This window comes from Micromonospora sp. R311, from assembly GCF_056780015.1.
This window is the reverse complement of the sequence record NZ_JBSWCE010000012.1, coordinates 121,221-144,773: the sequence shown is the minus strand read 5'-3', so window position 1 is coordinate 144,773 and position 23,553 is coordinate 121,221. Positions and strand designations below refer to the sequence as shown.

21 protein-coding genes are annotated in these 23,553 nt (G+C 74.4%); 14 read left to right on the top strand and 7 right to left on the bottom strand.

Translation table 11 applies throughout. The features are described 5' to 3' along the window. Nucleotides 1-196 precede the first annotated feature (196 nt). Complete coding sequence (locus AC1WTP_RS12955) at nt 197-1,930, top strand: DEAD/DEAH box helicase (RefSeq protein ID WP_481649469.1); 1,734 nt, start codon at nt 197-199, stop codon at nt 1,928-1,930. Nucleotides 1,931-2,218: 288 nt separating this feature from the next. Here the strand turns inward: AC1WTP_RS12955 and AC1WTP_RS12950 are convergent, their stop codons facing one another. Then, entirely contained in the window at nt 2,219-2,452 is a 234-nt protein-coding gene (locus AC1WTP_RS12950) for a DUF7455 domain-containing protein (protein ID WP_091672175.1), read from the bottom strand. Nucleotides 2,453-2,697: 245 nt separating this feature from the next. After that, nucleotides 2,698-4,311, bottom strand: a complete 1,614-nt coding sequence (locus AC1WTP_RS12945; protein WP_481649468.1) for an RNA polymerase sigma factor — start codon at nt 4,309-4,311, stop codon at nt 2,698-2,700. Between the two features lie 288 nt (nt 4,312-4,599). Here AC1WTP_RS12945 and AC1WTP_RS12940 point away from each other — a divergent pair, with 288 nt between their 5' ends. Beyond that, nucleotides 4,600-5,421, top strand: coding sequence for an inositol monophosphatase family protein (locus AC1WTP_RS12940; protein ID WP_481649467.1), 822 nt, complete (start codon nt 4,600-4,602; stop codon nt 5,419-5,421). A gap of 207 nt (nt 5,422-5,628) precedes the next feature. Here AC1WTP_RS12940 and AC1WTP_RS12935 read toward each other — a convergent pair whose 3' ends face one another. Beyond that, on the bottom strand, nt 5,629-6,144 hold the full coding sequence (locus AC1WTP_RS12935; RefSeq protein ID WP_481649505.1) for a LytR C-terminal domain-containing protein: 516 nt from the start codon (nt 6,142-6,144) through the stop codon (nt 5,629-5,631). A 435-nt stretch (nt 6,145-6,579) separates the two neighbouring features. On the opposite strand from AC1WTP_RS12935, the gene AC1WTP_RS12930 reads away from it, so the two are divergent. Both AC1WTP_RS12930 and AC1WTP_RS12925 read left to right on the top strand, forming a co-directional pair. Then, a complete protein-coding gene (locus tag AC1WTP_RS12930) occupies nt 6,580-6,876 on the top strand; it encodes a DUF4193 domain-containing protein (protein WP_007075406.1) in 297 nt (98 codons plus the stop codon). A 139-nt stretch (nt 6,877-7,015) separates the two neighbouring features. Then, the gene (locus AC1WTP_RS12925; protein ID WP_481649466.1) at nt 7,016-7,840 is read left to right on the top strand and encodes a hypothetical protein; all 825 of its coding nucleotides are present in this window, start codon (nt 7,016-7,018) and stop codon (nt 7,838-7,840) included. 30 nt (nt 7,841-7,870) lie between these two features. Here AC1WTP_RS12925 and AC1WTP_RS12920 read toward each other — a convergent pair whose 3' ends face one another. Then, nucleotides 7,871-8,365 (bottom strand): DUF3093 domain-containing protein, encoded by a 495-nt coding sequence (locus AC1WTP_RS12920; protein ID WP_481649504.1) that lies wholly within the window; start codon nt 8,363-8,365, stop codon nt 7,871-7,873. Nucleotides 8,366-8,456: 91 nt separating this feature from the next. On the opposite strand from AC1WTP_RS12920, the gene dut reads away from it, so the two are divergent. From dut to AC1WTP_RS12900, 4 genes are all read left to right on the top strand, one after another. Further along, a complete protein-coding gene (gene dut / locus AC1WTP_RS12915; RefSeq protein ID WP_481649465.1) occupies nt 8,457-8,969 on the top strand; it encodes a dUTP diphosphatase in 513 nt (170 codons plus the stop codon). A 25-nt stretch (nt 8,970-8,994) separates the two neighbouring features. Next, on the top strand, nt 8,995-9,696 hold the full coding sequence (locus AC1WTP_RS12910) for a DUF3710 domain-containing protein (protein WP_481649464.1): 702 nt from the start codon (nt 8,995-8,997) through the stop codon (nt 9,694-9,696). Nucleotides 9,697-9,821: 125 nt separating this feature from the next. Further along, complete coding sequence (locus tag AC1WTP_RS12905) at nt 9,822-10,202, top strand: OB-fold nucleic acid binding domain-containing protein (protein WP_447135460.1); 381 nt, start codon at nt 9,822-9,824, stop codon at nt 10,200-10,202. Then, entirely contained in the window at nt 10,199-10,879 is a 681-nt protein-coding gene (locus AC1WTP_RS12900; protein WP_481649463.1) for a DUF3159 domain-containing protein, read from the top strand. Before AC1WTP_RS12905 ends, AC1WTP_RS12900 begins: the two co-directional genes overlap by 4 nt. 13 nt (nt 10,880-10,892) lie before the next feature. Here AC1WTP_RS12900 and AC1WTP_RS12895 read toward each other — a convergent pair whose 3' ends face one another. Both AC1WTP_RS12895 and AC1WTP_RS12890 read right to left on the bottom strand, forming a co-directional pair. Beyond that, nucleotides 10,893-11,582, bottom strand: coding sequence for a potassium channel family protein (locus AC1WTP_RS12895; protein WP_481649462.1), 690 nt, complete (start codon nt 11,580-11,582; stop codon nt 10,893-10,895). A 2-nt stretch (nt 11,583-11,584) separates the two neighbouring features. Further along, nucleotides 11,585-12,250 (bottom strand): potassium channel family protein, encoded by a 666-nt coding sequence (locus AC1WTP_RS12890; protein ID WP_481649461.1) that lies wholly within the window; start codon nt 12,248-12,250, stop codon nt 11,585-11,587. 164 nt (nt 12,251-12,414) lie between these two features. Here AC1WTP_RS12890 and AC1WTP_RS12885 point away from each other — a divergent pair, with 164 nt between their 5' ends. The 4 genes from AC1WTP_RS12885 to dxs all read left to right on the top strand — a co-directional run bounded on the left by AC1WTP_RS12885 (nt 12,415) and on the right by dxs (nt 18,204). Further along, the gene (locus tag AC1WTP_RS12885) at nt 12,415-14,493 is read left to right on the top strand and encodes an APC family permease (protein ID WP_481649460.1); all 2,079 of its coding nucleotides are present in this window, start codon (nt 12,415-12,417) and stop codon (nt 14,491-14,493) included. Continuing rightward, complete coding sequence (locus AC1WTP_RS12880) at nt 14,486-15,721, top strand: class I SAM-dependent RNA methyltransferase (protein ID WP_481649459.1); 1,236 nt, start codon at nt 14,486-14,488, stop codon at nt 15,719-15,721. The genes AC1WTP_RS12885 and AC1WTP_RS12880 overlap by 8 nt, the downstream gene beginning before the upstream one ends. Before the next feature lie 237 nt (nt 15,722-15,958). Further along, nucleotides 15,959-16,120, top strand: a complete 162-nt coding sequence (locus AC1WTP_RS12875) for a hypothetical protein (protein ID WP_481649458.1) — start codon at nt 15,959-15,961, stop codon at nt 16,118-16,120. Between the two features lie 128 nt (nt 16,121-16,248). After that, nucleotides 16,249-18,204, top strand: coding sequence for a 1-deoxy-D-xylulose-5-phosphate synthase (gene dxs / locus AC1WTP_RS12870; RefSeq protein WP_481649457.1), 1,956 nt, complete (start codon nt 16,249-16,251; stop codon nt 18,202-18,204). A gap of 129 nt (nt 18,205-18,333) precedes the next feature. On the opposite strand, the gene AC1WTP_RS12865 is transcribed toward dxs, so the two are convergent. Continuing rightward, the gene (locus AC1WTP_RS12865) at nt 18,334-19,530 is read right to left on the bottom strand and encodes a hypothetical protein (RefSeq protein WP_481649456.1); all 1,197 of its coding nucleotides are present in this window, start codon (nt 19,528-19,530) and stop codon (nt 18,334-18,336) included. Between the two features lie 364 nt (nt 19,531-19,894). Here AC1WTP_RS12865 and AC1WTP_RS12860 point away from each other — a divergent pair, with 364 nt between their 5' ends. Together AC1WTP_RS12860 and AC1WTP_RS12855 are read left to right on the top strand one after the other, a co-directional pair. Continuing rightward, nucleotides 19,895-21,757 (top strand): DUF6311 domain-containing protein, encoded by a 1,863-nt coding sequence (locus AC1WTP_RS12860; protein ID WP_481649503.1) that lies wholly within the window; start codon nt 19,895-19,897, stop codon nt 21,755-21,757. Beyond that, on the top strand, nt 21,757-23,553 hold the full coding sequence (locus AC1WTP_RS12855) for a DUF6311 domain-containing protein (RefSeq protein WP_481649455.1): 1,797 nt from the start codon (nt 21,757-21,759) through the stop codon (nt 23,551-23,553). Before AC1WTP_RS12860 ends, AC1WTP_RS12855 begins: the two co-directional genes overlap by 1 nt.

Below are 23,553 nucleotides of genomic sequence, written 5' to 3'. Positions count from 1 at the left end.
GGCTGAGGGTGGCAGTGGCGGCGGTCCGGGTGTGACCGGGGTGACCAGCGTGGCGTCCGCTGCGCCGGGCGGGCGCCGCTGGTTATGCTGAGTCGGCCTTCGCGGCATGTCCTGCGCGGAGGCGTTTTCATGGGCGGCGGTACCCGTTGGCCCTCGGCCGGGGTCCGCCTACGCGCGGTCGGAGAGGAGCGCTCGGGTGGCTTCCCGGTTGCCGGCGATCGAGACGTTCCCGGCGCTACGCGCGTGGCAGCGCAAGGCGCTGGTGGAGTACCTGCGCCGCCGGACGGAGGACTTCACCGCGGTCGCCACGCCCGGCGCCGGTAAGACCACCTTCGCCCTGCGGATCGCCGCCGAGCTGCTCGCCGACGGCACCGTCGAGGCGGTCACCGTGGTCGCCCCCACCGAGCACCTGAAGGCCCAGTGGGCCGCCTCGGCGGCCCGGGTCGGCATCCAGCTCGACGCCGCCTTCCGCAACGCCGACCTGCACTCCTCGGCCGACTTCCACGGCGCCGTGGTCACCTACGCGCAGGTCGGCATGGCGCCGCAGGTGCACCGGCGGCGCACCATGACCCGGCGCACCCTGGTCATCCTCGACGAGATCCACCACGCCGGCGACTCCCGGTCCTGGGGCGACGGGGTGAAGGCCGCCTTCGAGCCGGCGGTCCGCCGGTTGATGCTCACCGGCACCCCGTTCCGCTCCGACGACAACCCGATCCCGTTCGTCAGCTACGAGCGGGGCGACGACGGCCTGCTCCGCTCGCGCGCCGACTCGGTCTACGGCTACTCGGACGCGCTGCGCGACGGCGTGGTCCGGCCGGTGCTCTTCCTGGCGTACTCGGGGGAGACGCGGTGGCGCACCAACGCCGGCGAGGAACTGGCCGCCCGGCTCGGCGAGCCGATGACCCAGGATCTGATCGCCCAGGCCTGGCGTACCGCGCTGGACCCGGCGGGGGACTGGATGCCGCAGGTGCTGCGCGCCGCCGACGCCCGGTTGACCGTGCTGCGCGAGGGCGGGATGAGCGACGCCGCCGGCCTGGTCATCGCCAGTGACCAGCAGACCGCCCGCGCGTACGCCAAGCTGATCGAGCAGGTGACCGGCGAGAAGGCGGCCGTGGTGCTCTCCGACGACGTCGGTGCCTCCGCGCGGATCGCCAGCTTCGCGGCGTCCGAGCAGCGCTGGATGGTGGCGGTGCGGATGGTGTCCGAGGGGGTGGACATCCCCCGGCTGGCCGTCGGGGTCTACGCCACCAGTGCCAGCACCCCGCTCTACTTCGCCCAGGCGATCGGCCGGTTCGTCCGGGCCCGCCGGCCCGGCGAGACCGCCTCGGTCTTCCTGCCGAGCGTGCCGCACCTGCTCGGGCTGGCCAGCGAGATGGAGGCGGAGCGGGACCACGTGCTCGGCAAGCCCAAGGACCGCGAGGGCTTCGACGACGACCTGCTGGAGCGTGCCCAGCGCGACGAGCAGGCCAGCGGTGAGCTGGAGAAGCGGTTCGCGGCGCTCTCGGCCACCGCCGAGCTGGACCAGGTGATCTTCGACGGCGCCTCGTTCGGCACGGCGGCCCAGGCCGGCACCCCGGAGGAGGAGGAGTACCTGGGCCTGCCCGGTCTGCTCACCGCCGACCAGGTGGCCCTGCTGCTCACCAAGCGGCAGGCCGAGCAGCTCGCGGCCCAGCGCCGCCGGGCGGCCGAACGGAGCGCTCAGCCGGCCGCTGAGACGTCCGCGGCGCCACCGGCTCCGATGAGTGCGGCGCAGCGCCGGGTGGCGCTGCGCCGGCAGCTGAACGCCCTGGTGGCCGCCCGGCACCACCGCACCGGCCAGCCGCACGGCAAGATCCACGCCGAGCTGCGCCGGCTCTGCGGCGGCCCGCCCAGCGCCCAGGCCACCATCGAGCAGCTCGAGGAACGCATCGCCACCGTGCAGACCCTCTGACGGCCCAGTTCCCTGCCCGGCTCCTGCGCTCCCGCGGCGCACCCCGGGTGCCCGTGATCGTCTGGTGGCGAGCAGGGCGGAAAGCCCGACTCACGCCTGCCCGGCAGCAGACGATCGTGGATCCACCGGTTGGGTGGGGGGTGTCGGGTGGGCGGTGCGGGCCCGTTGGTCACCGGGGTGGCCGGGTGCGAACCGGCGGTCACGGCGGGGCCGACCGGGTGCGGACAGCGAAAAGCCGGCCGGAGGCACCCAGTGGGTGCCTCCGGCCGGCTATGTCGGGTTGCGGACTCAGTTCGCCATCAGATCGGCGCCACGCCAGCTGAACTCCGGGTCCGTCGCGAACCGCACGGTGATCTTCACGAGATCCTCCGCGTACTTGTTCGCGTGGTGCCCACAGAACACCAGCTCGCTCCCACCCGCCAGAGTGATCCGGAGCTTGCCGGCAGCATTGCAGCGGTCGCACCGTTCATCGGCGGCCGGGGGGCTCACCGTCTCGGGCGGCGGCGTGAGGGTCGGGGTCATCGCCTTCCTCCTCTGGTCGTCACCGATGAACAATCTCTTCGGTCGTTGCTCACCTATCGTGCAACACCCTTGTGGGGCCTTGCCTTCCCTGTGTGCCCGCGGGGGACCGAGGTCACACATGGCAGGGACAGTGTGCCGTCTACCCAGGGTGCCACGTCAACGATCACAATCGTGCAACCGAACGATCACCATCCGACGTTGCACGCCAAGTGGCCAAAACGACACGCCGGGTTGACGATCGCGGATCAGTCGAGGTAATCGCGGAGCACCTGGGAACGCGACGGGTGGCGCAGCTTCGACATCGTCTTGGACTCGATCTGCCGGATCCGCTCCCGGGTCACACCGTAGACCTGGCCGATCTCGTCCAGGGTGCGGGGCTGGCCGTCGGTGAGGCCGAAGCGCAGGCGTACCACACCCGCCTCACGCTCGGACAACGTCTGCAGCACCTGCTGGAGCTGGTCCTGCAGCAGCGAGAACGAGACGGCGTCGACCGCGACCACGGCCTCCGAGTCCTCGATGAAGTCGCCGAGCTGGCTGTCGCCCTCGTCACCGATGGTCTGGTCGAGCGAGATGGGCTCCCGGGCGTACTGCTGGATCTCCAGCACCTTCTCCGGTGTGATGTCCATCTCCTTGGCCAGCTCCTCCGGGGTGGGCTCGCGGCCCAGGTCCTGGAGCAGCTCGCGCTGGATCCGGCCGAGCTTGTTGATCACCTCGACCATGTGCACCGGGATGCGGATGGTGCGGGCCTGGTCGGCCATGGCCCGGGTGATGGCCTGGCGGATCCACCAGGTGGCGTAGGTGGAGAACTTGTAGCCCTTGGTGTAGTCGAACTTCTCGACCGCGCGGATCAGGCCGAGGTTGCCCTCCTGGATCAGGTCGAGGAAGGCCATGCCGCGGCCGGTGTAGCGCTTGGCCAGTGAGACGACCAGGCGGAGGTTGGCCTCGAGCAGGTGGTTCTTGGCGCGCTCGCCGTCGCGGGAGATCCAGAGCAGGTCCCGCTGCATGTCGCGGGTGAGCTTCTCCTCGCCCTCCTCGGCCGCGCGCAGCCGCTCGGCGGCGTAGAGCCCGGCCTCGATCCGCTTGGCCAGCTCCACCTCCTGCTCCGCGTTGAGCAGCGGGACCTTGCCGATCTGCTTGAGGTACGCCCGGACGGAGTCCGCGGAGGCGGTCAGCTCGGCGTCCCGGCGGGCCTGCTTGAGCGCCTCGGACTCCTCGTCGTCCCACTCGAAGTCGTTGTCGCTGGCGGAGTTGGCCGCGTCGGCCTCGGCGGCCTGGGTCAGCTCGGCCGGCTCCTCGACCACCACGTCCTCGATCTCGGCGGCGAGCTCCTCCGGGTCGATGTCACCCTCGGCGCCCTCGCCCTTGGCCTTGCCGGCGGCCTTGGCCGGCTTGGCGCCGGCCGCCGCGGCGACCGTGGCCTTGGTGGCCCGGGTGGTCTTCGTCGCCTTCGCCGGCGCGGCGGCCTTGGCGGCCACCTCGGCGGTGGTGCCCGCGGCCTTGCGCGCGGTCGCCTTGCGCGGGGCGGGCGCGGGGGCCTCGTCGGCGGCGGGCGCCTGCTTCGGGGCGGGCGCGGCGGCCTTCTTGGTGGTCTTGGCGGTGGTGGCCCGGGACGCCGGCGTGGCCGAGCGGGCGGCGGCCACCCGGCGGCGGGTGCTGGCCGAGCCGTCCACCACCACGGTCACTCCCGCCTCGGAGAGCGCCCGCAGGATCTTCTTGGCCTGGGCCGGAGTCACCTCGGCGGACTCGACGGTGCGCGCGAGCTGGGCCGACGTGAGCTGGCCGCCGGCGCTCTGCGCGTGGGCGATCAGGGTGTCGGTGAGCGAGCGAACGTCGGCGCCGGTCTGGCGGGGTTCTGTCACGAATGACCTTCCGGAGGCGAAGAGCGAGCACGGCCGGGTCGTCTGGCGCAGAGCGGCGCACCGTGCCGGACGATGTGGTTGAGGAACCCCCGTGTCCCGGGCCGGCCGGTCGCTGGCGGTCCGTGGCGCGTGGGCAGGGGTGAATTGTAACGCCGTCTGCGGCGAACATCCTGCGCCGCACGGCGTACCCGCTGTGGGGACCGCCGATTCGACGCAGATGTGGACTTTGTAAGGATGATACCCGCGCGGGATCCGGAACACCCCGGTCGTGCGGGAAGGGGACGGACGATGGACCGGACGGCGCCGGCGCCGCGGGAACTGCTGGAGATCGCGGTCGGGGTGGCCCGGGACGCGGCCGCGACGGCGTACCGGATGCGGGCCGAGGGCGTGTCGGTGGCGGCCACCAAGAGCACCGCCACCGATGTGGTGACCGCCGCGGACCGGGCCGTGGAGCGGCAGGTCGTGGACGCGCTGCGCCGGCTGCGTCCGGCCGACGCGGTGCTCGGCGAGGAGTACGGCGCGGGCGCCGGCGGGCCGGTCGGGCCGGGCGGGGTCCGGTGGATCCTCGACCCGATCGACGGCACGGTCAACTACCTCTACGGGCTGCCGCACTGCGCCGTCTCGCTCGCCGCCGAGGTGGACGGCGAGGTGGTCGCCGGCGTGGTGCGCAACGTCAGCACCGGCGAGGAGTGGACCGCCACCGCCGGCGGTGGGGCCTGGCGCGACGGCGAGCGGCTGCGCTGCTCGACCGAGACCGACCTCGGCCAGGCGCTGGTGGCGACCGGGTTCGGCTACGACCCGGGGCGCCGGGCGCACCAGGCCCGGGTGATCGCCGAGTTGATCCCGCACGTCCGGGACATCCGCCGGCTGGGCGCCGCCGCCCTCGACCTCTGCCTGGCCGCCGAGGGGCGGGTGGACGCCTACTACGAGAAGGGGCTGGCCGCCTGGGACCAGGCCGCCGGCGCCCTGGTGGCCAGCGAGGCCGGCCTGCGGGTCGGCGGGCTGGGCGGGCTGCCGCCCGGCCCGGACATGGTCATCGCCGCGCCGCCGGCGCTGTACGAGCCGCTGCACGCCCGCCTGGCCGACCTGGACGCCTCCGGCGGCCCCTGACCGGGCCGTACGCCAGCGCGGCCGGCTGACCGGGCCGCGTACGTCAGCGCGGCCGGCCGACGGGCCGTACGGGCGTCACGGAGCCCCTCCCGGCCGGCGTCGGCCGACCGGGGCCGTGCGGCGGGCCGCGGTCAGGCGGTCGGACCGGCGGTGACCAGGCCGCTCGCCGGCCGGGTGGTGCGGGGGTGACCGCCGCCCGGGGTGGCGTCAGTTCTCGACCGGCGCCGGGCAGGAGCCGGGCGGCGCGACCGGCGAGCCGAGGTCGCCCAGCGACTGGTTGACCTCGGTGGTGGTGGCCAACTGCTGGAAGGAGTTGCCCAGCACCACGTCGACGACGTCGTCGGCGCGCTTCTCGTCGTAGACGTACGCGGCGTTGTTGAGGAAGTAGGCGCGCAGCAGGTGCGCCGAGCCGACGCCCTTCGGGCCGTAGCGCAGCACCGCCACGTCGTCGATCTGCTTGGGCGCGTTGGCTTCCTTCTTGACCTGGAACTTGCGGTTGCGGAAGTCGTCCGCGACGTTGGCGGCGAGGCCGGGCTGGTCGGTGCCGTTCAGCACGTTGATCTTGACGTCCTTGGGCTCGCGCAGGGCCACGTCGGCCAACGGCCAGCCCTCCGGGCATCCCTCGGCGGTGCCGGCGGCGCCCTGGGTGTCGCGCACCAGCGCGACCACCACGAAGACCAGGGCGAGCACCGCCAGCAGGCCGACGACAACGAGTGCTCGCACTCGCGCAAAGCTCATCAGGGCGCTCCCCGGACAGTGGTGGGTGGCGGCGGCCGTCGGCGGTCGGGCCGCCCCGCCGGCCGTCGAGTACGCCGCTGAGGTTAACGCTTGTCCGGCCGTCGCGTGGAAACAGCCGGACATGCCGGCGCGCCATCCGGGAACGGGGTACTACTACCCCTATCTTCGTGTCGCCTGAGTCACATTGGGAACAACTTCGCGTGCGGGGGCGTACATCTCAGCCACGAGGGCGGTATACATGCCTCGCCCAAAGGGGGGGTATGGTTCCGCGCTCGCTGGGGGAGTTCCTCTGGCGGCTCCGGCCCGTGCGGTCGCCGGGTCGGGTGACCGACACAAGTGGCGGCCGGCCAGCGGAACCGAAACAGCGTCGTCCGGCGTTACAACCGGAAGCGACAACATCGACATGGGAGAGTGAAACCGATGGCCACCGACTACGACGCCCCGCGTCGCGACGAGGTCGACCTCGGCGAGGACAGCCTGGAAGAGCTCAAGGCACGGCGCGTCGACTCACAGTCGGGCGCCGTGGACGTCGACGAGGCCGAGGTGGCCGAGAGCTTCGAGCTGCCCGGCGCCGACCTGGCCGACGAGGAGCTCACGGTCAAGGTTCTGCCGATGCAGCAGGACGAGTTCCGCTGCGCCCGCTGCTTCCTGGTGCACCACCGCAGCCAGCTGGCGGTCGAGCGTAACGGCGAGCTGATCTGCCGCGAGTGCGTCTGATCGCGGCAGGCTCCACCGGCGGCGGCTCCCTCGTGGGGCCGCCGCTGTCCGAGTCACCGTGCGGCGCGCCGGGGGAGCTGCTTGACTCGTGACGGGTAGCCGGCACGGCGGCTGACGATCCACCCGGGAGGTCGGTTCGATGAGCGAGCGCGGCGCGGACGAGCCGGGCGTGGGCGAGCCGGGTGTGGGCGAGCGGGGCGCGGACGAGCTGGGGGCGACCGTCGCCGCGCTCACCGCCGACGACATCGAGCCGGCCCGGCGCCGGCAACTGCTGACCCGGCTCGTCGGGCAGGCCCGGGCCCGCGGGCTCGGCGACCTGTTCAAACCTCGGGCCGCCGTCCGCTGGATGGTCGACACGGTCGCCGAGATCGCGCCCCACGTGCCGGTCCGCGACCTGGCCACGCTGCGCCGGCACTTCCCCGGGCTGGACGACGACGCGCTGGCCGACCGGCTGGTCCGCAACGCGGCCCGGGCGACGGCCGGGGTGGGCGCCGCCGGCGGCGGCGTCGCCGCGGTGGAGTGGGCGGTCACACCGACCCTGCTCTCCGCGCCGGTGCTGCTGGCCGCCGAGACGGTCGCCGTGGTGGCGATCGAGTTGAAGCTGGTCGGCGAGCTGCACGAGGTCTACGGCGTCCCGCTGCCCGTCCACGGCACCCCGCGCACGGTCGCCCTGGTGCACTCCTGGGCCAGCCAGCGCGGGATCAACCCGATGCTCCCCGGCGCCGGGGTGGGCGCGGTGCTCGGCACCGCGGCTCGCCGGGAACTGCGGGACACCCTGCTGCGGCGCTTCGGGCGCAACCTCACCACGCTCGGGCCGTTCCTCACCGGGGCGGCGGTCGCCAGCTATCTCAACCGGCGGGCCACCCGGGGGTTGGCCGACCAGGTCCGGGCCGACCTGCACCGCAAGCGCCGCGCGCTGCCGGGGGCCCCGCCCGAGCTGTCCGGCGAGCCCACCCGTCCCTGAGCGCGGGCCGCACCCGGGCGAGCAGCCGGCTCAGCCGGCGTCGCGGGCGGCCAGGATCGCCTCGGCCAGCTCGACCGGGCGTCGGGTGCTCACCACCCAGAAGGGCGTGGGGTCGGCCGGATCGTCCAGCACCACCTGGACCGCGCCGCCGATCCACGGCCGCTGCACCACGAACGCCAGCGGATCCGCGCCGACCCCGAGCACCTCGCGCCGTCCGGCGGCGTCCAGCGGGATCGCGTCGGCCACGAAGCGCACCGGCAACCGGGCGTCGTCCACCCGCAGCTCGCCGTCGCGTACCGCCACCCGGACCCGGCCGAGCCAGGCCAGGCCGAGCACGGTCGCCGGCAGCAGCACCGCGAACGGCAGCCACGCCCGGACCCCGGGGTAGCCCATCCAGATCTCGGCGGCGAGCAGGGCGGCCGCGGCCAGCCCGGCCAGCCAGAGCCACCAGGGCAGGCCGAGCCGTTCGGAGTGCTCCGCGGGCGCCGCGCGGCGGGACGTCGGCGACGGCGAGGATGGCGACAGGCTCACAGTCCGAGGGTACGGCGCACAACGGCCCGGGTACCCGGCAGGATGGCAGGGTCACCCCAGTGAAACCGGACGGAAGAGGGGAACCGTGACCGACGTCGTACCCGTGCCCGTACGGCAGCTCGACCCTGAGCTGCCGCTGCCGGCGTACGCCCATCCCGGTGACGCCGGGGCCGACCTGGTGGCCGCCGCCGACGTCGAACTGCCACCCGGCGGTCGGGCACTGGTCCCGACCGGCGTGGCCATCGCCCTGCCGGAGGGGTACGTGGGCCTGGTCCACCCCCGGTCGGGGCTGGCGGCCAGGCTCGGCGTGACCGTGCTCAACGCGCCCGGTACGGTCGACGCCGGCTACCGGGGCGAGATCCTGGTCAACCTGATCAACCATGATCGGGACGTGCCGGCGAAGATCTCCCGTGGCGACCGGATCGCCCAGCTCGTCATCCAGCGGGTGGAACGGGCGGTCTTCCAGCCGGTGGCCGAGCTGCCCGCGTCCCGGCGCGGCGCCGGCGGGCACGGCTCCACCGGCGGGCATGCCGGGCTGGTACCGCCCTCGCCGCGGGTGGACCGGGCCGGCGGACGGACGGAAGAGGTGTCAGGGTGAGTGCGAACAGCGGAGGGTTGGCGCAGTGATCTTCTCCCGTAAGCGGGCCGACGCCGGGCGGCGCGGCCGCGACGAGCGGACCACCGAGGTCCTCGACAGCTACGACGAGGAGCGGACCCCGGTCCCGGCACGCGGCCCGTACGACGTCAGCGAGGCGCCCGCCGGCGTGCAGCGGCTCGACCTGGGCAGCCTGCAGATCCCGGCGGTGCCCGAGGTGGAGGTGCGGGTGCAGGCCGACCCGCAGGGCGTGATCCAGCAGGTGGTGCTCGTGCACGGCGAGAACGCGCTCCAGCTCGGCGTCTTCGCCGCCCCCCGCTCCGAGGGCATCTGGGACGAGGTGCGCGAGGAGATCCGCCAGTCGCTGTTCAACGACGGCGCCGCCGCCCAGGAGGTCGAGGGGGAGTACGGCACCGAGCTGCGTGCCCGGGTGCGCACCCCGGACGGCCTGACCGACCTGCGGTTCGTCGGCATCGACGGGCCGCGCTGGATGGTCCGCGGCGTCTACCAGGGCGCCGCGGCCACCGACCCGGCTGCCGCCGGTCCGCTGGGCCAGTGCCTCGACGGGCTGGTGGTCGACCGGGGTCAGGAGGCGAAGCCGGTGCGCGAGCCGCTGCCGCTGCGGCTGCCCCGCGAGGTCGCCGACCAGGCCGGTCCCGCCGCCGAGGCGGCCGACGCGGCCGGTGCGGCGGCCGGCGGCCGTCCCGCCCCGGGCCCCCGCGAGGCCTGACCGAGGGTCCACCGGCCCGCCGGGGCCGGCCCGCTCGGCGTACGCTGGCGGAACGGTCCCGGTGATGCCGGGCTCGGGCAGTGCCGGCGCGGGCCGGCCGGCGTGGGAAGGGTGACGCGGAGGTCATGACGACCGACGAGGACCGGGGATCGCTGCGGCGGATGCTGCGCCGGCTCACGGCCAGCGAAGCCGAGATCGAGGCGCTCGAGCTGCAGAAGGAGAGCGCCGAGCACGGCGGCGTGCCGGCCCGGCAGTGCTGCCGGGGTCAGGTGGTGTCGGTCTCGGGGCGGCTGCGCACCGTGGTCTACACCCCCCGCACCAACCTGCCCACCCTGGAGGCTGACCTCTACGACGGCAGTGACGTGGTGACCCTGGTCTGGCTGGGGCAACGGCACATCGCCGGGATCGAGCCCGGGCGGCACCTCACCGCGCGCGGGCGGGTGGCCGTCCGGGACGACCGCAAGGTCATCTACAACCCGTACTACGAGCTGGAGTCGCCGAAGTGACCACCGGACAGGACCGGGCGGCGCAGCCGGGGACCGGGCCGGAGGAGGAGCGGCTGCCCACCATCGCCGAACAGATGGCCGACCAGCTCGGCGGCTGGCGGGGGCTGGTGGAGTCGAGCATCCCGGTGTTCGTCTTCGTGGTCGCCAACATCGTCGGCGAGCTGCGCCCCGCGGTGATCGCCTCGGTGGCCGTGGCACTGGGGATCGCCGGGCTGCGGCTGGCCCAGCGCCGGCCCGTCCGGCACGCGGTCAACGGCCTCTTCGGCATCGCCGTCGGCGCGGCGATCGCCTGGCGCACCGGCGACGAGCGCGACTTCTACCTACCCGGCATCCTCTACGGCATCGGCTACGGGGTGGCGCTGCTGCTCTCGGCGGCGATCCGGCAGCCCCTGGTGGGGTGGATCTGGTCGGTGCTGGTGGCCAAGGGGCGTTCCGAATGGCGCGACGACCCGCGGCTGGTGAGGACGTTCACCGGGCTGACCGTGCTCTGGGGCGTGGTCTGGCTGGCCAAGGTCGGCGTGCAGGCCGGGCTCTACCTCGCCCAGCAGGACACCGCGCTCGGCGTGGCCCGGCTGGCGCTGGGCTACCCGCCGTACGCGCTGCTGCTGCTGATCACCGTCTGGACGGTCCGCCGGGTGACCCGGGAGACCCGCCCGGCCCCGCTGACCGGCGGCTGACCCACCCGGGCGGTCAGCGCCGCTCGCGGGTCCGTTCCACGCTGTCCGGTCCGAGCATCACGGCGCGGACGGCGTCCTCCACCTCGGCGGTGCAGACGAAGATCAGCTCGTCGCCGGCCTCCAGCGGGTCGTCGGGGCTGGGCACCAGCACCCGCTTGCCGCGCAGGATCGCCACCAGCGCGGAGTCGCGCGGCAGCGGCACCGCGTGCAGCGGCTGGCCGACGTACGGGGCGGCCGGCGGCAGGGTGATCTCCACCAGGTTCGCCTCGCCCTGCCGGAAGGTCATCAGCCGGACCAGGTCGCCGACCGTGACCGCCTCCTCCACCAGCGCGGCCATCACCCGGGGCTTGCTCACCGCGACGTCCACGCCCCACTGCTCGGTGAAGAGCCACTCGTTCTCGGCCCGGTTCACCCGGGCGACCACCCGGGGCACCGCGAACTCGGTCTTGGCCAGCAACGACACCACCAGGTTGACCTTGTCGTCGCCGGTGGCCGCGACCACCACGTCGCAGCCGGCGACGTTGGCCTCCTCCAGGCTGGTCAGCTCGCACGCGTCGGCCAGCACCCACTCGGCGGCGGGCACCCGGTCGGGCCGGAGCATCTTGGGCTGGCGCTCGATGAGCATCACCTGGTGGCCGTTGTCGATCAGCTCCTGCGCGATCGAGCGCCCCACGTTGCCGGCGCCGGCGATGGCGATCCGCATGCTCAGTGCACTCCTTCCGGCGGCGCCGCCGCCACCGACGTGACCGTGGCCGCGATGTCGTCGGTGACCAGCATGAAGATCTGGTCACCCTCCTGCACGGCACTGGTCGTGGTGGGCAGCGTGCCGATGCCGAACCGGGTCAGGTACGCCACCCGGGCCCCGGTCGCGTCCTCCAGGGCACGCACCGACCGGCCGATCCAGTCCTTGTGCACCGGCACCTCGACGATCGACACCGTGCTGGTCGGGTCGCGGAAGATCTCCACGTTCCCCTCCGGCACCAGGTGCCGCAGCATCCGGTCGGCGGTCCACCGGACGGTGGCCACGGTGGGGATGCCCAGCCGCTCGTAGACCTGCGCCCGGCGCTGGTCGTAGATCCGGGCGGCGACCCGGGAGACCCCGAACGTCTCCCGGGCCAGCCGGGCCGAGATGATGTTGGAGTTGTCGCCGCTGGAGACCGCCGCGAAGGCGTCCGCCCGCTCGATGCCGGCCTGGCGGAGCACCTCGCCGTCGAAACCGGCTCCGGTGACGGTGATGCCGGCGAAGTCCGGGCCGAGCCGGCGGAAGGCGTCGGCGTCCTGGTCGATGACCGCCACCGAGTGCCCCCGGGACTCCAGGCTGTGGGCGAGGGTCGAGCCGACCCGGCCACATCCCATGATCACGACGTGCACGCTGCCCTCCCAAGCTGCCGGCCCGCCCCGCCGGACCGGGCGTGTCGTCTGCGAGCCTGCCACGTTCCCGGCGCGGGCGGGGACCGACGGTACTCCGCCCGCGCGCGGCCGGCGTGATCGACCACCCCCACGGGTCCGCGCGGCGGGTCGTACTCTTGGCGGTTGTGGCCAGTCCCACCTCGCTGCTCAAGCGGCTGCTCCTCGGTCGACCCTTCCGGTCCGACCGGCTCCAGCACACCCTCCTGCCGAAGCGCATCGCGCTGCCCGTCTTCGCCTCCGACGCGCTCTCCAGCGTCGCGTACGCGCCCGACGAGATCCTGCTGACCCTCTCCATCGCGGGTGCCTCGGCGTTCCTCTTCTCGCCGTGGATCGCCCTCGCCGTCGTGGTGGTGATGCTCACCGTGGTGGCCAGCTACCGGCAGAACGTGCACGCCTACCCCTCCGGCGGCGGCGACTACGAGGTGGCCACGGTCAACCTCGGGCCGCGCGCCGGGGTGGCGGTGGCCAGCGCGCTGCTGGTCGACTACGTGCTGACGGTCGCGGTGTCGGTCTCCTCCGGGGTGGCCAACCTCGGTTCGGTGGTGCCCTTCGTGGCCACCCACAAGGTCAGCGTCGCGGTCGCCGCGGTGGCGCTGCTCACCGCGATGAACCTGCGCGGCCTGCGCGAGTCGGGGACGGCCTTCGCGATCCCCACCTACGGCTTCGTCATCGTGATCGGCGGGATGCTGCTCACCGGCCTGATCCGGATCTTCGTGCTCGGCGACGAGCTGCGGGCCCCCAGCGCCGACCTGGTGATCCAGGCCGAGCACAGCGTGACCGGTTTCGCCCTGGTCTTCCTGCTGCTGCGCACCTTCTCCTCGGGCTGCGCGGCGCTCACCGGCGTGGAGGCGATCTCCAACGGGGTGCCCGCGTTCAAGGCGCCGAAGAGCCGCAACGCGGCCACCACGCTGCTGCTGCTCGGCACCATCGCGGTGAGCATGCTGGTCGGCATCATCTGGCTGTCCCGGCTCACGCAGCTGCAGTTCGTCGAGGACCCGGCCCTGCAGATCGTCTCCGGCCCCGAGGGGTACGTGCAGAAGACGGTCACCACCCAGCTCGGCGAGACGGTCTTCGGCTCCGGCTCGGTGCTGCTCTACGTGGTCGCCGGGGCGACCGCGTTGATCCTCTTCCTGGCGGCGAACACCGCCTTCAACGGCTTCCCGGTGCTCGGCTCGATCCTCGCCCAGGACCGCTACCTGCCCCGACAGCTGCACACCCGGGGCGACCGGCTGGCCCTCTCCAACGGCATCGTCTTCCTGGCCGTCTTCGCGATCGTGCTGATCGTCGGCTTCCAGGCCGAGGTGACCAGGCTCATCCAGCTCTACATCGTCGGGGTGTTCGTCTCGTTCACCCTCTCCCAGGCGGGGATGATCCGGCACTGGAACCGGCACCTCAAGACCGAGCGGGACCCGCAGGCACGCCAGCGGATGGTCCGGTCCCGGGCGATCAACACCTTCGGCATGGTCATGACCGGCACCGTGCTGGTCATCGTCCTGGTCACCAAGTTCCTGCTCGGCGCCTGGATCGCGATCGCCGCGATGGCGGTGATCTACCTGGTGATGCTGGGCATCCGGCAGCACTACGACCGGGTCGCGGCGGAGCTGACCCCGTCGGACGCCGGCCGCGCCGTGCTGCCCGCCCGCAACCACGCCGTGGTGCTGGTCAGCAAGGTGCACCAGCCGACGCTGCGGGCCATCGCGTACGCCCGGGCCACCCGGCCGGACACGCTGACCGCGGTGACCGTCAACGTCGACGACAAGGACACCCGGGACCTGCAGGAGGAGTGGGAGCGGCGGGAGGTGCCGGTGCCGCTGACGGTGATCGACTCGCCGTACCGGGAGATCACCCGGCCGATCATCGACTTCGTCGCCAACGTCCGCCGGGAGTCCCCCCGCGACGTGGTCACCGTCTTCATCCCCGAGTACGTGGTGGGCCGCTGGTGGGAGAACCTGCTGCACAACCAGAGCGCGCTGCGGCTCAAGGGCCGGCTGCTCTTCGAGCCGGGCGTGATGGTGACCAGCGTGCCGTGGCAGCTCGAGTCGACCGCCAACAAGAACCTGGCGCGGCTGGACGCCACGCTCAGCCTCGGCCCGGCCCGCGGCCCCCGGGTGGCGCCGCGCGGCACCCTGCCGCCGGCCGTGCCGCCGCCGACCGCCGAGGAGCCGGGCGAGAGCAGCCGCCCCGCCGGAACCGGCCGTGACTGAGCCGGGGCGGGGCCTGGAGGAGGCCGAGCGGGTCGAGCTGACCGTGGGGGCGGTCGCCCCCGGCGGGCACTGCGTGGCCCGGGTGGACGGCCAGGTGGTCTTCGTCCGGCACGCGCTGCCCGGGGAGCGGGTGGTCGTCGAGGTCACCGAGGTGCACAAGGGCTTCGTCCGGGCCGACGCGGTGACCGTGCTGGGGGCCGCGCCGGAGCGCGTCGAGCCGCCCTGCCCGTACGCGAAGCCGGGCCGCTGCGGCGGCTGCGACCTGCAGCACGTCGCCCCCGCCGCCCAGTTGGAGTGGAAGGCCGCGGTGGTGCGCGAGCAGCTCACCCGCCTCGGTGGGCTGACCCCGGACGAGCTGGACCGGCTGGGCGTACGGGTCGAGGCGCTGCCCGGCGGCCCGCTGGGCTGGCGCTCCCGGGTCCGCTACGCGGTCGACGCGGCCGGCCGGGCCGGCCTGCTCAAGCACCGCTCGCACGAGGTGGTGCCGATCGACCGCTGCCTGATCGCCCACCCGGCGATCCAGGAGCTGCCGGTGCTCGCCCCCAGCGGGGTCCGCTGGCCGACGGCCGACGCGGTCGACACGGTCGCCTCCACCGGTGGCGACGTCACCGTCTCGACCGTCGCCGATGGTGTCGTCACGCCGGTCAGCGGGCCGGCCGCGGTGCGCGAGGTGGCCGCCGGCCGGGACTGGACGTTGCCCGCGTCCGCCTTCTGGCAGGTGCACCCGGCCGCGGCGGACGCCCTGGTCGGCGCGGTGCTGGCGGCGGTGCAGCCGCGGCCGGGGGAGTCGGCCTGGGACCTCTACGGCGGGGCCGGGCTGTTCGCCGCGGCGCTGGCCGACCGGGTCGGCCCCGGCGGGCGGGTCACCCTGGTCGAGTCGGCCGAGCAGGGGGTCGCCGCAGCCCGGGAGAACCTGCGCGACCTGCGCCAGGTCGAGGTGGTGGCGGCCCGGGTGGAGAACGCGCTGGCCCGGCGCCGGATCACCGGCCCGGTCGACGTGGTGGTGCTCGACCCGCCCCGCTCCGGCGCCGGTGGCCGGGTGGTCCGCGCGCTGGCCGCCGCCGGTCCGCGCGCCGTGGCCTACGTGGCCTGCGATCCGGCGGCGTTCGCCCGCGACGTGCGCACCTTCGCCGGGCTCGGCTGGCGGCTGGCCACGCTGCGCGGCTTCGACCTGTTCCCGATGACCCAGCACGTCGAGCTGGTCGGGCTGCTGCTGCCGCCCGACTGAGCCGCCGGCCCGACTGAGCCGCCGGCCGGCGTGTCGCGCGCCGGCCGGAGCCACGGCTCGCCCCCTTTGCTCTGCTTCAACCCACGCACAGCTTCCCCGCCACTGTCGTTGCGTCCGTTGAAGCAGAGCAAAGGGGGGCCGGTGGGATGGTCGGGCCGGCGGGTGGCGCCGGCCCGACGGCGTGGAGATCGGCGGGCTGCTGCCGCCGGCCGGCACCACCGTCGCGGCCGGCGGCGGGTGCGCAATCCCACACTGCGGCGCCGGCTGGCGGCGCTCGGCGCCGGCCGGTGGCGGCTGCGCACCATCGACGAGCCGGGGGCGCCGGCGCAGGCCAAGGAGGTGACCGGGGCCACGCGAGCGCCGTGCCGGGCCCCTGGACCCCGCCGGGCCGGCCCGTGACGCCGTCCCGCCGGCCCCACCGCGCCGGCTGCGGATCCGGTCCTGACCTGGCGCTCAGCCCGTCGGTCCGGCCGGGGTGGCCTCGGCCCGGGCTGCGGAGTACCGGACGGCCGATAGACTCTCCGGTCATGAGTGTTGAAGAGGACCCGGCCATCCAGGGCCGGTTGCTGGCCACCGTACGCGGTCCGCAGGACGTCAAGCGGATGTCCGCCGAGGAACTGGACGTCCTCGCCGCCGAGATCCGCGACTTCCTGATCGCGAAGGTCTCCCGCACCGGCGGGCACGTCGGGCCCAACCTCGGCGTGGTGGAGCTGACCCTGGCCATGCACCGGGTCTTCGACTCCCCGCGCGACCGGCTCCTGTTCGACACCGGCCACCAGGCGTACGTGCACAAGATCCTCACCGGCCGGCAGGCCGGCTTCGACCGGCTGCGCCAGCGCGGCGGCCTCTCCGGCTACCCCAGCCAGGCGGAGAGCGAGCACGACCTGATCGAGAACTCGCACGCCTCCACCGCCCTCTCCTACGCCGACGGCCTGGCCAAGGCGTACGCGCTGCGCGGCGAGTCGCGCAGCGTGGTGGCGGTGGTCGGCGACGGCGCGCTGACCGGCGGCATGTGCTGGGAGGCGCTGAACAACATCGCCACCGCCGGCAACCCGCTGGTGATCGTGGTCAACGACAACGGCCGGTCGTACTCGCCGACCATCGGCGGCCTCGCCGACCACCTCTCCTCGCTGCGGCTCAACCCCGGCTACGAGAAGGTGCTCGACACCGTCAAGGATGCGCTCGGCTCGACCCCGCTGGTCGGCAAGCCGATGTACGAGGTGCTGCACGCGGTCAAGAAGGGCATCAAGGACGCGGTCGCCCCGCAGGCGATGTTCGAGGACCTCGGCATCAAGTACGTCGGCCCGGTGGACGGGCACGACGTGGCGGCGGTCGAGTCGTCGCTGCGCGCGGCGAAGAACTTCGGCGGCCCAGTGATCGTGCACGCGGTCACCCGCAAGGGCTACGGCTACCGGCCGGCCGAGGAGGACGAGGCGGACTGCCTGCACGGCCCCGGCGGCGCCTTCGACATCGAGACCGGCAAGCTGGTCGCCGCCCCGTCGGTGAAGTGGACCCACGTCTTCGCCGAGGAGCTGGTGGCGATCGCCGACCAGCGCCCCGACGTGGTCGGCATCACCGCCGCCATGGCCGAGCCGACCGGCATCGCCGCGCTGGCCCGCAAGTACCCGGAGCGCACCTACGACGTGGGCATCGCCGAGCAGCACGCCGCCACCTCGGCGGCGGGGCTCGCGCTGGGCGGCCTGCACCCGGTGGTGGCGGTCTACGCGACCTTCCTCAACCGGGCCTTCGACCAGGTCCTGCTGGACGTGGCGATGCACAAGCTGCCGGTCACCTTCGTGCTGGACCGGGCCGGCATCACCGGCCCGGACGGCCCCAGCCACTACGGCATCTGGGACATGTCGGTCTTCGGGGTGGTGCCCGGGCTGCGGATCGCCGCGCCCCGGGACGCGGCCACCCTCCGCGAGGAGCTGCGCGAGGCGGTGGCCGTCGACGACGGCCCGACCGTGGTGCGCTTCCCGACCGGCACGGTGGCCGCCGACCTGCCGGCCCTGCGGCGGGTCGGGCCGGTCGACGTGCTGGCCGAGGCGGCGCGTACCGACGTGCTGCTGGTCGCGGTCGGCGCCTTTGGCCAGCTGGGCATGGAGGTGGCCGCCCGGGTCGCCGAGCAGGGCTACGGGGTCACCGTGGTCGACCCGCGCTGGGTCCGCCCGGTCCCGGCCGAGCTGGTCGAGCTGGCCGCCGGGCACCGCCTCGTGGTCACCGTCGAGGACGGCGTGCGGGTCGGTGGCGTCGGCGACGCGCTCGCCCAGGCGATGCGGGACGCAGGCGTCCGGGTGCCGCTGCGCGACCTCGGCGTACCGGCCGACTGGCACCCGCACGGCACCCGCGCGCAGATCCTGGCCGACCTCGGCCTGACCGCGCAGGACGTGGCCCGCGACGTCACCGGCTGGATCTCCCAGCTGGACGTCGAGCCGGTGGAGCCGGTCCGGCTCGCCGCCGACGACGCGGCCGCGCAGAACTGAACACACCGACGGCGGGCGGCCCCGGACCACCGGGACGCCCGCCGTCGACGTTCCCTCCGTTCCGCCGCGACGGTGGGCCGGCGGGTCGGCCGTCCACGCGCGGGCCGGCGGGTCGGGACGGGGTGCGGGTCAGCGACCGCCGACCGAGCGGTAGTGCGTCTTGCCCGACCCGGCCAGGCTGAACGTCTCCCTCCGCACCGGCTTCGGCACCACCGCCAGCCCCGGCCGGTCCACCAACCGGGGGGTGCCCGGGGGCACCGACAGCGAGCTGTCCCGGGTCGCCCGCCAGCTCAGCACCACCAGCGGCTGCCCCGGCACCGGCAGCAGGTACGTCTGCAGCGGGCTGGCCTGGTCGGCGGGGGAGACCACCGGCGGGCCGCCGTCGGCCGGGCGGTAGACCGCCGCGGTCATCGGGCCGGTGGCGGTCTCCCAGCTCAGCTGCTGCAGTTCGGCCGGCTCGCCACCGCCGAGCGCCACCTCGCCGAGGGTACGGACGGCGACCTTCGCCATCGGCCAGGACGACGGCACCGAGCGCGGTGCGTCCCGGTCGCCGATCCGGCGGGGGATGCTGCCGAACGGGCCCTGCTCGCCGGCGAGCGCGCAGGTGTCCAGGCCGGCCAGCGCGCGTCTGCCCGACCCGCTCTCGTCCCGGACCAGCGGGTAGCGCGGGTCGGTGGTGCCGGTGCCCAGGTCGAGCAGCCGGTCGGTGGCCCGGCCCCGGGGCAGCGACTCGGTGGACCGCAGCGTGGCGGTCACCGCCACCGCGCGGCAGGCCGGCACGTCGACCGACTCGGTGAGGCCCTCGGTGCTGCTCAACGCCTTGCCGTTCGGGCCGAGCAGGCGGCGCACCCGGGCGGAGGTCAGGTAGCGCCGGCCGTCGGCGGTCTGCACCGGGAGCACGTCGGAGTAGACCAGGTAGCCGGGGTCGGTGTACTCGGTGGCCCGGGTGACCGCGTACCGGTCGCCGTCGCGGGTGAGCTGCAGCAGCCAGGAGGCGCTCTCGCCGGGCACGTCCGCGGCGACCAGGGCCAGCGGCACGCCGTCGACCTCGCCCGAGAAGAGGATGCCGGAGGTCGGTAGGTGCACCCGGTCGTCGACCGGCGACCGCCAGTCGCGGACCGCGGCGGTGATCGCCGCGGTCACCGCGGCGTCCCCGGCCAGGTCGCCCCGCGGCGGCCAGACGGCGAGGGAACCGTCCCGGCTGTCGTAGCCCACCCGCAGCTGTCGGGGCTGCTGCCGCTCGGCCACCGGGCCGCAGGCCGTGGCGGTCAGCAGCAGGGTCAGCAGTGCGGTGGCCGTCGTGCCGCGCCGGCGGACTGGAGCCACCTGTACGCCCCCTCAATCGGTCTGCCGTCGTGAAAGCGCCATAGTACGAGATGTCCGGTCACCCGGACACGGCACCTCGCGCCCGTTCCGAACGCGACGGCCGCGTCCCGGCACGAGCCACCACAAGGGACCTCGCGGTGGCTTTGGGGACATTTTCCCGCTCCGGTAGACTCCGCCGACTGTGACGCCTGCCGAGACCCGCGCCGAGTCCTCGCCGGAATCCGCCGTCGCCGCGTCCGAACCGGCGACCCCCGGCGACGGCCGGGCGAACGGCCACTCCGCGCGGGACGGCGGGGCCGGTGTCACCCACGCCGGGGTCGGCGCCCCCACGGCCCCGTCCACCACGGACCCCGCCGCGCCCGCGATCACCCGTGCCGAACCGGGTCCGGCCGAGCCCGCCACCGCGCCCGCCGAGCCGGCCACCGCGCCCGCCGAGAGCGGCACCGGTCCGGCCGCTTCCGCGGCCGCGGAACCCGCCGTCCGGCCGCGGTGGTGGCGCCGCCGGCGCACCGACCTCGCGGTCTTCGCGCTCTTCCTGCTCACCGCGCTCTGGGTGACCAGCCAGATCTGGCTGGACCCGGCCGGCCGGGTCGCCCCGCTCTACAGCAGCGACCCGGCCCAGGTGCAGTTCTTCCTCGCCCACTCGGTGCGGGTGGTGCTGCACGGCGAGTTCCCGTTCTTCACCGAGCAGTTCAACTATCCCGACGGCGTGAACCTGATGGCGAACACCGCCATCCTCGCGCTGGGCATCCCGATGGTGCCGGTGACGCTGCTCTTCGGCCCCGCGGTGACCTTCGTGGTGCTGGTCACCCTCGGCCTCGCCGGCACCGCCGCCGCCTGGTACGTGATGCTCTCCCGGCACGTCGTCCGCACCCCGCTGGCCGCGGTCGTCGGCGGCTGGTTCTGCGGGTTCTCGCCGGCGATGCTCTCGCACGCCAGCTGGCACCCGAACATCATCTCCCAGTTCCTGCTGCCGTTCATCGTGTGGCGGGTGCTGGTGCTCACCCGGTCCCGCCGGCCGGTCCGCGACGGCGTGCTGCTGGCCCTGATGGTCACCGCGCAGGCGTTCATCAACGAGGAGATCCTGCTCTTCACCGCGCTGGCCTGCGGGGTCTTCCTGCTCGCCGTGCTGGTCCAGCGGCCGGCGCTCTGGTCGGCGGCGTGGCGGCCGCTCGGGACCGGCCTGGCGGTCTGCGCGGTGCTCGCCGGGGCGCTGCTCGCGTATCCGCTCTACATCCAGTTCGGCGGGCCGATGGCGTACCACGGCCTGAGCGACGCGGTGCGCGACTACGGCAACGACATCGCCGCCTTCTTCGCCCCCGGCTCGCCCACCATCGGCGGCAACGAGCGGGCCAACGTCAACCTGGCCCCGAACTACTCGGAGGAGAACGCGTTCTTCGGCTGGAGCCTGGCCCTGCTCGCCGTCGGCATCGTGCTCTGGCTGCGCCGCGAACCGCTGGTCCGGGCGCTCGCCGCGACCGCGGTGTTCTTCGCCGTGCTCTCCCTCGGCGAGCGGGTGTCCTGGTGGGACCGGGAGCTGTTCACCGGGCCGTGGGAGTGGCTGGTCCGGCTGCCGCTGCTCGACGCGGTGGTGCCCACCCGGTTCGGCCTGATCACCAGTGTGGTGATCGGCGTGCTGCTGGCGATCGCCGTCGAACGGGCCCGGTCCCTGCCGCTCGACCGGCGGACCGTGCGGACGCTCACCGTCGCCGGGCTGGTGCTGGCGCTGCTGCCGATCGCGCCGATGCCGCTGCGGGTGACCTCCCGCCCGCCGGTGCCGGACTTCATCACCGCGGACCGCTGGCGCGGCTACGTCGGGCCGGACCAGACCCTGGTGCCCATCCCGGTGCCGAGCATGGGCAACACGCACGGGATGCGCTGGGCGGCCGCGACCAACCTGGACTTCAAGATTCCCGGCGGCTACTTCCTCGCCCCGCGCAACGGCAACACCGGTGACCCGGGCCGCTTCGGCGGGCGGCCCAGCGGGGTCGGGCAGCTGCTGGAGGAGGTGGCTACCACCGGACGTACCCCCAAACTGGACGACCGGCAGCGCCGCCGGTCGCTGGACGAGCTGCGGCACTGGCGGGCGGCGATCCTGGTGCTGCCGGTGCGCCAGCACCACGCCGAGCCGCTGCGGCGTACCGTCGAGCAGCTGGTCGGCCCCGGCCGTCGCGAGCTGGACGTCTGGGTCTGGGACGTCCGGGCGCTGACCGACCAGCCGGCCTGATGGCGGTCGGCACCACCACCGCATCCGCCGACGCCCCGCCCAGCCGGCGCCGCCGGCTACCGGTGCGCCCACCGGACCTGCTGGTGGTGGCCGGCTACCTCGGCCTGGCCGTGCTGCTCACCAGCGGGCAGTGGGGCCGCGGCGGGCGGCTGTTCCACCAGGCGGGCGACCAGGTCCTCTTCGAGTGGATGCTGGCCCGCGCGGCCCGGGCCGTGGTCGACCTGGAGAACCCGCTGCACAGCACGGCGCTGAACGCCCCGGACGGGGTGAACCTGATGGCCAACACCTCGGTGCTCGGCCTGGGCGTGCCGCTGGCCCCGGTCACCCTGCTCCTCGGCTCGCAGGCGGCCTTCCTCACCGCGGTCGTCTGTTGTCTCGCCGGCACCGCGACCGCCTGGTACGCGCTGCTGCGCCGCCGGCTGGTCGACTCCCGGGTGGCCGCCGCCGTCGGCGGGCTCTGCTGCGGCTTCGCCCCCGGCATGGTGGCCCAGGCCGGGGCCCACCTGCACATGGCGGCGCAGTTCCTGGTGCCGGTGATCCTCGCGCTGGTGTTCCGCCCGGCGCGCGGCCGGGTCTGGCCCGCCGGCGTGCTGCTCGGCCTGACCGTCACCTACCAGGTCTTCCTCGGCGAGGAGGTGCTGGTCTTCGTGGTGCTGGCGGCCGGCGCCTTCGCGGTCGCGTACGCGCTGGCCGACCGGGCGGCGGCCCGTCGGCTGGCACCCGCCCTGTTCGGCCGGCTCGGGGTCGGCGCGGCGGTGGCGGTGGTGCTGCTGGCGTACCCGCTGTGGTTCCAGTTCTTCGGCCCGGGCCACTACCGGGGGATGCCCTTCCACGCGTACGGCTACCAGCTGGACGCCGCGTCGTTCACCGCGTCCGCCCGGCAGACGGTGCTCGGCGACGACCACCTGCCCGGCCTGCTGTCGCCGAACCCGACCGAGGAGAACTCGTTCTTCGGCCCGGGACTGCTGGTGCTGGCCGCGGTGATCACCGTCTGGCTGTGGCGCCGGCCGCTGGTGAGGGCGCTGGCCGTCTGCGGGGTGCTGTTCGCCCTGCTCTCGCTCGGCGAGCAGATCCGGGTGGACGGGACGGACACCGGCCTGCCCGGGCCGTACCGGCTGGTCGCCGGGCTGCCGCTGCTGGACCTGGCGGTGCCGGCCCGGTTCCCGCTGGTCTGCGTCCCGGTGCTGGGCATCCTGCTCGCCCTGTCGGTGGACCGGGTCCGGTCGCTCGCGCCGGCACCCGCCCCGGACGCGGCGGCGGGTGGGGTGCCGGTGCGGCTGCTCTGGACCGGCGCGGTGGCCGCCGCGCTGCTCCCGTTGACCCCGACCCCGATCCGGACCGTGCCGACCTGGCCGGTGCCGCCGTTCGTGGCCGACGGCGGCTGGCGGGAACACGTGCCGGCGGGCCGGACGGTGGTGCCGGTGCCGCCGGTGACCGGCGCGGGAGTGAGTCCGGCGATGTTCTGGTCGGCTCGGACCGGGCTGGCCTTCGACGCGCCGGGCGGCTACTTCATCGGTCCCCGGTCGGCCGACGACCCGGCCGCGCGCTGGGGCGCCCCGGACCGGCCCACCTCGGTGCTGCTGCGCCGGGTCGCCGAGACCGGCGAGGTGCCCGTGGTCACCGACGCCGACCGGCGCCAGGCGGTCGACGACCTGCGCCACTGGCGGGCGGCCGTGGTCGTCCAGGGTGGACTGCACCACGGCGATCCGGTGCGCCGCACGGTGGACCAGCTGCTCGGCCCCGGCCGGGAGGTCGCCGGGGCCTGGGTGTGGGACGTCCGACCGCTGGTCGGCTGA